The organism is Okeania sp., assembly GCF_983059655.1.
Map to the genome: position 1 here is coordinate 10,209 of NZ_CEZPJD010000052.1, position 10,033 is coordinate 20,241.

The 10,033-nt window shown below is 36.2% G+C and carries 5 protein-coding genes; 4 read left to right on the top strand and 1 reads right to left on the bottom strand.

From position 1 onward, the window contains the following. The 3 genes from AC3DU7_RS05495 to AC3DU7_RS05505 all read left to right on the top strand — a co-directional run. Positions 1–1,356 (top strand): pentapeptide repeat-containing protein (locus AC3DU7_RS05495; protein ID WP_488038347.1); only part of this gene is annotated, 1,356 nt, incomplete at its 5' end. A 249-nt stretch (positions 1,357–1,605) separates the two neighbouring features. After that, positions 1,606–1,734, top strand: coding sequence for a hypothetical protein (locus AC3DU7_RS05500; RefSeq protein ID WP_488038348.1), 129 nt, complete (start codon positions 1,606–1,608; stop codon positions 1,732–1,734). Between the two features lie 323 nt (positions 1,735–2,057). Continuing rightward, entirely contained in the window at positions 2,058–4,163 is a 2,106-nt protein-coding gene (locus AC3DU7_RS05505; protein ID WP_488038349.1) for a M3 family metallopeptidase, read from the top strand. A 138-nt stretch (positions 4,164–4,301) separates the two neighbouring features. Here the strand turns inward: AC3DU7_RS05505 and AC3DU7_RS05510 are convergent, their stop codons facing one another. Continuing rightward, on the bottom strand, positions 4,302–5,699 hold the full coding sequence (locus tag AC3DU7_RS05510) for a diguanylate cyclase domain-containing protein (protein ID WP_488038350.1): 1,398 nt from the start codon (positions 5,697–5,699) through the stop codon (positions 4,302–4,304). 793 nt (positions 5,700–6,492) lie between these two features. On the opposite strand from AC3DU7_RS05510, the gene AC3DU7_RS05515 reads away from it, so the two are divergent. After that, a partial coding sequence (locus tag AC3DU7_RS05515) for a LamG domain-containing protein (RefSeq protein WP_488038351.1) occupies positions 6,493–10,033 on the top strand: 3,541 nt, incomplete at its 3' end.

Genomic DNA, 10,033 nt, shown 5'->3' on the forward strand with positions numbered 1-10,033 from the left:
GAATTTTTCAAAGAAAAACTAGCTCAGAAATCTATAGATAAAAGGAGAGAAAAACTATCCATCAATTGGAAGGAAGATCCTCTGAAAAATAATATTTCTTTTGAGGATAAATTACTCCTTTTTCAAGGCTGGAAAATTAAAAAGTTTGAAGTTCTCTGCACCAAAAAGGATCTAACTTTTGCTACAGTTATTTTACAAGATCAATTTGGAAAAGAATATCATACAGAGTCTGGGTTCAAAAGAGGTTCAATTAATGCGCTTTTTACTGCTTTTGATAAAGCTTTATCTCATATAGTTGATATCAAACATGAACTCAAAGCTATCTACATAGCTAATTTAACACCGGGAAAAGAAGGAGCGGTGACTGCTATGGTTGTCGTAAAATATGGCGAGGAAGAAGTTATCAGAATTTATAGCCATGAAAATATTATCAAAGCTTATCTATTTGCTTACGTTAAAGCAATTGTTGCCGTTTACGCTCCTAATGAATATCCTCAAGATATTTATGAAGAAAAGGAACTGATGAGTCTATATAAAATAGGAATGAGAGATTTTCGTAAGTTAAATTTCAGCAAAGTAGATTTAAGTGATAATGAAGCTAACCTCTCCGAATCAATTTTGATAGGGTGCAATTTTAGTAATGCTAATCTTTCAGGTGCAAATCTCATGAAAACTGATTTAACCAGAGCCAATTTAAGTAAGGCAAATTTGAGTAAAGCCAACCTGACTGAAGCCAACCTGACTGACGTTAAGTTAGACAAAAATAACCAAACTCTCTTTGAAGATACAATTTTGACTAATACCATTATGCCTGAAATCAAAATTGCCGTCAGTGGACGATCGCGCATAGATAAAGTGGTTCAATTATTGGAACAAATTGATATCCAAAAAAGCAAATGTCAGTTATTGGCAGTTCACAGCATGACTACTCCTACATGGTGGCATAGTGATTTGGGTGTGTATTTTTGGAAAGTAAGTAAAAAAATACTTCAAAAAGGTATTCTCATAAAAAGAGTTTTTATACTTCCTGAATCTCCTACACAAGAACATTTACAAGTACTTAGAGAGCAAGCAGAAGCAGGGGTAGAAGTACGATATATTTGTTGTACTAATGCCAAAAATGTTGATAATTATGACTGGCATAATATTAATGTGATGATTTATGAAAATTTGTTGGTTGAAAGAAACTCTTTTACGACTAGAATGTTAATCAATGAAGAGAAGGAAAGTGATTATATTTCCTATCAAGAAATAGACCTTGAAACTAACAAAGAACGTTTCTATTCAATTTGGGAAAAAGCAGAGTCTCCCAATTATCCTTTATCAACTATTCCAAATAAATCTTTGAAAAAATAAGAGATTTCAAGAATTTGAAAATTAGATTTTTCAAAGGATTTAATTAATCTAGTAATATCATGTCCGTTGGTATCGTTTGTGTAAAAGTTAGCGTGGATATCTACAGGAAATTTAAGTTTTTTTCTTGCCTGTTCCCTGTTCCCTACTATACAAGACCGATGCTACCGGACATGATATAAGTCAGGGATCTACTGAACGAAACTGTACGCTAAGAATGAAATACTTGAAGATGAGAAGCGGAGGACTTTGATGAATTTAGCTATGATTTTCGTGCTGAGGGAATTAGGTGGGGAAGTTGCAGGCAACTTCCTACAGATTAGTTGGTTGATGGGTGGTTCGGGAGTAATTAGCGATCTTAACAGCGCTTTTCGCTCTTGATGAACCACATCGTCATAACCAAAACCCTGTAGGGACGTTGCATGCAACGTCTGTGAGTGATGAAAAAACTTATCCTCTTGCTAAACAGTAAATCTTTCTATTTTCCTTACTCCACCCCCCTACTCCCCTACTATCTTAATAATAAGTATTCAACCGGACATAATATTAGGGGTGGGTCTCCATCTCCCAGCCTCCCTACACTCTAATTACACCAATATTACCGGATTTGACCTGAAAGGGGTATTGATGATTTTTTGCTTAATTAAGCTACAATAATATAATACCAAAAATAAAAATGATTGGAGTACCAAGAAAAACTGCGTATGAATGCTCAAGCTACAGTGACAAATAAAGCATTATTAAATGGTAAAGGATTACCTCCTTTTGAATCGATTAAACCAGAAGATGTAGTCCCTACAATGACAGAACTTCTGGCAGAATTAAAGCAAGAATTAACAAACTTAGAAACCACAGTTAAGCCAACTTGGAATGACCTGGTAGAACCCCTACAAAAATTAGTAGATCGTTTAAGTTGGAGTTGGGGAATAGTAGGACATTTAATGGGAGTAAAAAATAGTCCTGAACTAAGAAAAGCTTATGATGAAGTACAACCAAAAGTAGTAGAATTTTCTAATAAACTAAACCAAAGTCAACCTCTTTATCAAGCCTTTAAAAAATTACACAATAGTGATAGTTGGCAAAATCTAGATTCAGGACAAAAACGCATAGTTGAAGCTGCTATCAGAGATGCAGAACTTTCGGGAGTAGCTCTAGAAGGTGAACAACGAGAGCGTTTCAACACTATTCAACTAAAATTAGCAGAACTTTCTACAAAGTTTTCCAATAACGTCCTCGATGCCACAAAAGCTTTTAGTCTCACATTGACAAACAAAGAAGAAGTCGATGGTTTACCTCCCAGTTTATTAAGTCTAGCAGCTCAAGGTGCAAGAGATGCTGGAGCAGAAAATGCAACACCAGAAAATGGACCATGGCGTATCACTCTCGACTATCCCAGTTTTGTGCCCTTTATGCAGCACAGCAAACGACGGGAGTTACGAGAACAACTGTATAAAGCTTTTATTAGTCGTGCTTCTAGTGGGGAGTTAAACAACTATCCTTTAACAGAGAGTATTTTAGAGCTACGTCAACAAAAAACAGAAATTTTAGGCTTTAATAGTTATGCAGAACTGAGTCTCGCTAGTAAAATGGCGCCTGGTGTGGAAGCAGTGGAAAAATTATTAGAAGAGCTACGCACTGTGAGTTATGATGCTGCAGTTACAGACTTGGAAGAATTGAAAAAATTTGCTGCTAGTAAAAATGCTCCAGAGGCAAATGAACTGAAACATTGGGATACCAGTTTTTGGGCGGAAAGACTTCGGGAAGAAAAGTTTGCTTTTACTGCCGAAGAGTTACGACCATATTTCCCACTACCCCAAGTACTTGATGGTTTATTTGCTCTAGTAAAACGGATATTTGGTATTAATATTACTGCTGCTGATGGGGAAGCACCAGTCTGGCATCAAGATGTGCGTTATTTCCAAGTCAGTGATGAGAAAAATACACCGATCGCTTACTTCTATCTTGATGCTTATAGTCGCCCGGCAGAAAAACGGGGTGGTGCATGGATGGATGAATGTATAACTCGTGCGAAACTTGTGGAAAGTGGTCAAACTACTTTGCGTTTGCCAGTAGCTTATTTGCAATGCAACCAAACACCACCTGTAGATGGTAAACCTAGTTTGATGACTTTTAGTGAGGTAGAAACTCTTTTCCATGAGTTCGGCCATGGTTTACAACATATGTTGACCACGGTTGACTATGCGGGAGCTGCTGGTATTAATAATGTAGAGTGGGATGCGGTGGAGTTACCCAGTCAGTTTATGGAAAATTGGTGTTACGATAGTTCCACCTTATTTGGAATGGCAAAACATTATGAAACTGGAGAAACTCTGCCAGAACATTATTATCAGAAACTTTTGGCTGCCAGAAATTATATGAGTGGCAGTGCGATGTTGCGTCAGTTGCATTTTGCCTTAGTTGATATTGAGCTACATCATCGTTATCAACCAGGTGGTGAGGAAACAGTTGTGGATGTGCGTAACCGCATCGCTCAAACTACTACTGTGTTAGCGCCATTGCCAGAAGATTCATTTTTATGTGCCTTTGGACATATTTTTGCTGGCGGTTATGCTGCTGGTTATTATAGTTATAAGTGGGCAGAAGTATTGAGTGCTGATGCTTTTGCTGCTTTTGAAGAAGCTGGTTTAGAAGATGAAGTAGCGATCGCCAGTTGTGGTAAACGTTTTCGAGATACAGTATTAGCATTAGGTGGTAGTTTGCATCCGATGGAAGTGTTTAAAACTTTCCGAGGTCGCGAACCGAACACTGAACCTTTGTTAAGGCATAGTGGTTTGATCGCTGCTGCCTAAACTAATAGACATCTCCAAAAATCAAAAATCACAGCAATTCTTACTTATAAATTATCAATTATTTATTCCTGTTCCCTGTTCCCTGTTTTCTGGAGATGTCTATTGATTAACCAAAAAACTTCCATAAGCAAACCCTATTCAACCGGACATGATATTATAAACGAGCGCCAGATTTCGCCCCTGCTGTTTTGCTTTGTACATTGCTCGATCCGCCATACTAATCAGAGTCTCTGGTGAACTGTCTTTAGTGGGAATAACACAAGCAATTCCCATACTAACAGAAACAACAGAACTTACTTGCGAACGTTTGTGAGGAATAGCTAGTAACTGAATAGCTTGTCGAATACTCTCGGCGACAACGATCGCTCCTTGCCGAGCCGTATTAGGTAAAATGATGACAAATTCTTCACCACCATAACGAGCAACAAAATCTTCCGGACCATTGACCATTTTTGAGGCAGCATGGGCAATTTGCACCAAACAATTATCTCCAGCTTGATGCCCATAACAATCATTATATAATTTAAAATAATCTGCATCAAATAAAATCAAAGATAAAGGTTGTTTTTCTCTTTGAGCACGTTGCCATTCTTGCACGATAGTTTTATCAAAAGTGGGACGATTATAAACTCCTGTTAATCCGTCAATAGTTGCGAGACGATTTAGCTCTAATTCTAATATTTTTCTTTCAGTAATATCTCTGACTGTAACAGCAAAACCATCAGCTAATTTAACTGCTATACAAGAATACCATTTTTGTTCTTCTTTGTACTTATAATTAAAGTCTTTTTGTAGGGATATTCCTGTTTCTACAACACCGACAAAAGCAGCAAATAAATCAGGATCAATTTTATCGATAAACTTTCTGAAAATCAACTTTCCAATTAAATTTTCTCGTTCTTGATTGAAAACTTCAGCAATAATAGGATTAACTTCCAGGCAGCGAAAATCTTCAATTTCTCCTGTTTTGGTATTTCTGACAGCTTCCAAGGCAGCAACCCCATCCAGGGAACTTCTTAAAATACTAGAAATCAAAGCTCTAGATTGATATAAAATTGCTTCTGTTTCTTTTCTGTGTTGAATTTCTTGCTTAAGCTTTTCTTGTTCCTGTTTCAATAGTTCTTTTTCTTGTTGTAAAAGTTTTTGTTGTTTCTGAATCGTTAACTGACTATTAATTCTTGCCAAGACTTCTTCTTCCTGAAATGGTTTAGTAATATAATCAATTCCGCCTACTTCAAAAGCTTTGACTTTATCAAAAACTTCACTTAAAGCACTAATAAAAATAATTGGAATACCTTGAGTTTTCTTATCTGATTTTAAGTATTGGCAAACTTCATAGCCATCCATTCCTGGCATTTTTATATCTAAAATAATCAAATCAGGGGGTTCTATTTTAGCTGCTTCAATTGCAGTTTCACCATCGATCGCTTTTCTTACTTTATGATTTTTTTCCTTTAAAATAGTAGTTAAAATTCGTAAATTATTAATTCGATCGTCAACAATTAATATATTGCCCACTAATGCTTCCTGATTCATAATATTTACTTTATTAGATCGTAAAATTTTATTTTTTTGACTATTTTGATGCATAAAAATTAAATAATATAATTGTTGATATGTCCAAGACTTTTTTTATTCTCTTGTCGCAAGAGCAGTTTGATACCTGATATGGTCTAATATCAGGGAATTAGTATATTTAATCCTACATTTTGCTGGCTTCAATAACAACTGATATCGGCTTTACTAATTAATATAGATTTCATTTTATCTTTGAAATATAAAAACCATATAAATCATTATTTTTTTTTGATATAGTCAATTACTTAATAATTGAAAGTTTTTAATTTGATGATATTTAAGTAGGCCATTATTATTGTTTTAACATTGGACTTTATGACAAATTGGCCAGACCTGTTCCTGAAAAAAATTTAGTAATAATCCTTAATAAAATTTAACTCTATGAATAATTTGATCGATGGTAAGATCTACTGTTAAGAAATGTTTAGTTTATGCATCAAAAAACTTATACTTGTTGATAGACAGAAGCCTAAAAATATCTGAATTGTATATTTTTTCAGACCAGGGCTGTTTCATTCTAAATTTTTGTGTTTCTCTCAAAGCCTAATGGGGAGACAGTTGTGAGCAGTTCTACTTCTTTGGGTGAAAAGTCAACTTTTAATCATAAATTAAAAGCTTCCATCTCCCTATCTCCGTGTCTCCGCGTCCCCGTATCTATCGAGAATAAAACAGCCCTGTTTTCAGAGAATCTAAGAGAATCTATTAGTATCGCTAAAAATTGCCGATTAATTAATAAATAAGGAGCATTATAATGTCTGAAGTCGCTACTAAAAACCTAACTTTTTGGGATACTACCAACTATAAGTATCCAGGGTTTGGCCAAACAGCACAAGTCTCTGATGGTCTAGGAGGTACAATAGGTATAACCTACAATCAAATAGACTATGACGACCGTGCTTGGAAAGGAAAGCCAGATGGTGATACCCCCATTACAGAAGAGCGCCTCCTATCTGGGGAAATAGGGAATCAATTTACCTTAACAGGTCAGGTAAAAGGTATCACTGCTACTATGCCTCAAATCAGGACTATAGGACGTGAAAATAACTATTCTGTTACTTTAGATTTTAGTAACTACAAAGCTTCTCTAACTGACTCAAAAGTAACTGATGGCGCTACCTGTGGAGACACCTATTTGGCCATATCAAGATTCTTCAACGGTAGCAAAGCTGGATATACAACCATCACAGTCACAGCAACAACTCTAGATGGTAGTCCAGTAAATTTAACTGACTGGAAATTATTCAACAGTGGCATTCTTGCCAAAGGACACAATGCTCGGGTATTCCTAGATGCAGCTACTCAAACTATCTCTGGTAAAAACTCTCAAGGCAAACAAGAGTTCAGTCCAACTCCACCCAACCCAGGTACTTCTTTTGGCACAGATACGGGTCTAGGTTTATTTCAGTTACCGAACGACCAACGTTATACATCTATTACCCTTACTTTTAAACAAAAAAAGATTAAAGGTACAATACCTAACGATCTACACGATATCTATTTTGCTAGTAATACTACCTCAACAAGTCCAGCTAGTGCAACTCCTGAAACTAAACCTATGGATATAAATAATGGTTTACAGCTGCATCTGCCACTGAATAAAATTGTCGAAAATGCTGCTAAAGAAAAAGAAGTTGTTGATATTTCAGCAGGAAAGCTCAATGGTAAAGTTCATGGAACTCCTGAAATTGTAGCAGACGCTCGCTTTGGCAACTGTATCAACTTTGATAGTACGGACGATTATATTGAACTGCCTACTGCAACTATTCCCGAAACTGGGGAAATCACAATTAGTTTTTGGGCAAATGGTGGCAAGTCTTTACCTAATCAGAATTCGATCATCTTAGCAGTAGATAAAAGTAATCACAGGGTAGTCAACATTCATTTACCTTGGTCAAATAGTAATGTATACTTTGATTGTGGAAATACCACTACTTCTAATGACAGTTTTGACAGAATATCAAAAATAGCTCAGAGTGCTGATTTTCAAGATAAATGGACTTACTGGGTATTTACGAAAAATGTTGCCACTGGAGAAATGAAAATCTATCTCAATGGTGTTCTTTGGCAAAGTGGTACGGGTAAAGAAAAACCATTAAGCTCAATTACTACAGTGAAGTTTGGCTCTGGTTATGGGTCTTATAATGGTAAAGTTGCTCATCTACGAATTTATGACCGAGTATTGTCACCAGAAGAAATTAATGAATGTATGAAAGTGGATGAAACTCCTCCACCTATGGATATTAATAGTGGTTTACAACTACATCTGCCACTGAATGAAATAGTGGAAAATGCTGCTAAAGAAAAAGAAGTTGTTGATGTTTCAGCAGGAAAGCTCAATGGTAAAGTTCATGGTGCAACAGTTGTAGCAGATGATCGCTTTGGTAACTGTATCAACTTTGATGGAGTTGATGATTATATTGAGTTGCCTGTAGCAGCTATTCCTGGAAATAATGAAATTACAGTGAGTTTTTGGGCTAATGGTGGCAAGTCTCTACCCAAAGGTAATTCTATAATAGTTGCATATAATCGAAGTGAAAACATGTTGAATCACATGTTTTTTAACGTTCATTTACCTTGGTCAGATAGTAAAATTTACTTTGATTGTGGATATAGGACTACTTCTGCTCAAGGTTATGACAGAATCGAAAAATTAGCTGAGGCTGTTGATTTTAAAGATAAATGGACTCACTGGACATTTACTAAGAATGTGGCCACAGGCGAGATGAAAATTTATCAGAATGGTAGTCTCTGGCAAAGTGGTACAGGTAAAAACCAACAACTAGGTTCAGTGACTATGGTGAAATTTGGTTGTGACCCTGATACATTGTTCTATCATGGCAAAGTTGCTCATCTACGGATTTATGACCGAGTATTATCAGAAGAAGAGATTAACGAATGTATGAAAGTGGATGGTACTCCTCCACTTATGGATATAAATCGTGGTTTACAACTACATCTGCCACTGAATAAAATAGTCGAAAATGCTGCTAAAGAAAAAGAAGTTGTTGATGTTTCAGCAGGAAAGCTCAATGGTAAAGTTTATGGAACTCCTGAAATTGTAGCCGATCCGAACTTAGGTAACTGTATCAACTTTGATGGGGTGGATGATTATGTCGAACTTTCCACAGCAACTATTCCCGAAACTGGGGAAATTACAATTAGTTTCTGGGCAAATGGTGGTAAGTCTTTACCTAAAGAAAGTTCTGTAATATTGGCACAAGAAAAAGGCGATCATAGAGTCGTTAACATTGAATTACCTTGGTCAAACAGTGTCATTCATTTTGATTGTGGAATAGAGGAAACCTATAGTGAACGAGTTGAAAAAATAGCTGAGGCTGTTGATTTTAAGGATAAGTGGCATTACTGGACATTTACTAAGAATGCTGCTACGGGCGAGATGAATATCTATCAGAATGGTAGTTTGTGGCAAAGTGGTACAGGTAAACATAAACAAATCAGTTCAATTACTAAAGTAAGATTTGGCTGTGGTTATGGCTTCTATGATGGTAAAGTTGCTCATCTACGGATTTATGAGCGAGTATTATCACTAGAAGAAATTAACGAATGTATGAAAGTGGATGGAACACCTCCACCTATGGATATTAATCGTGGGTTACAACTACATCTGCCACTGAATGAAATAGTCGAAAATGCTGCTAAAGAAAAAGAAATTGTTGATGTTTCTCCAGCAAAACTCAAGGGTAAAGTTCATGGGGCAACAGTTGTAGCAGACGATCGCTTTGGCAACTGTATCAACTTTAATGGGGTTGATGATTATATCGAACTGCCAGAAATGAATATTGACTATTCACAAGGTTTCACTCTAGGAGTTTGGGTAAATTATAAAAGTTTCAAATATTGGTCAAGAATTATTGACTTTGCCATTGGTCATAAAAACAACAACATTTTTTTGTTCAATCAACGACGTAACAATTACCTATCATTAGGGGTTTATACACCAATTGCACAAGCCACTACACCAACTGCAAGACTTGAAGCAACTGCAATACCTGAAGTTAATCAATGGTTATATCTGACGGCAACAATTGACAAATCAGGAAACGCCAAAATTTACAAAGATGGTCAGGAAGTATGCAGTGGTTTTGTAGGAGTCCCCAGTAGTATTAATCGTACCAAAAACTATATTGCCAAGAGTCTCGCTCCAGCAGCAAAATGTTTTCACGGTCAAATGTTAAATCTGCGGGTGTATAACCGACCATTATCCCCAGAGGAAATCAACGAATGTATGAAAGTGGATGGAACTCCTCCACTTATGGATATAAATCGTGGTT

What these genes read in the sequence shown, in the direction of transcription:
- AC3DU7_RS05510 (WP_488038350.1), bottom strand. Translation starts at nt 5,699, where the DNA reads ATGAATCAGGAAGCATTAGTGGGCAATATATTAATTGTTGACGATCGA.
- AC3DU7_RS05505 (WP_488038349.1), top strand. Translation starts at nt 2,058, where the DNA reads ATGAATGCTCAAGCTACAGTGACAAATAAAGCATTATTAAATGGTAAA.
- AC3DU7_RS05500 (WP_488038348.1), top strand. Translation starts at nt 1,606, where the DNA reads ATGAATTTAGCTATGATTTTCGTGCTGAGGGAATTAGGTGGGGAAGTT.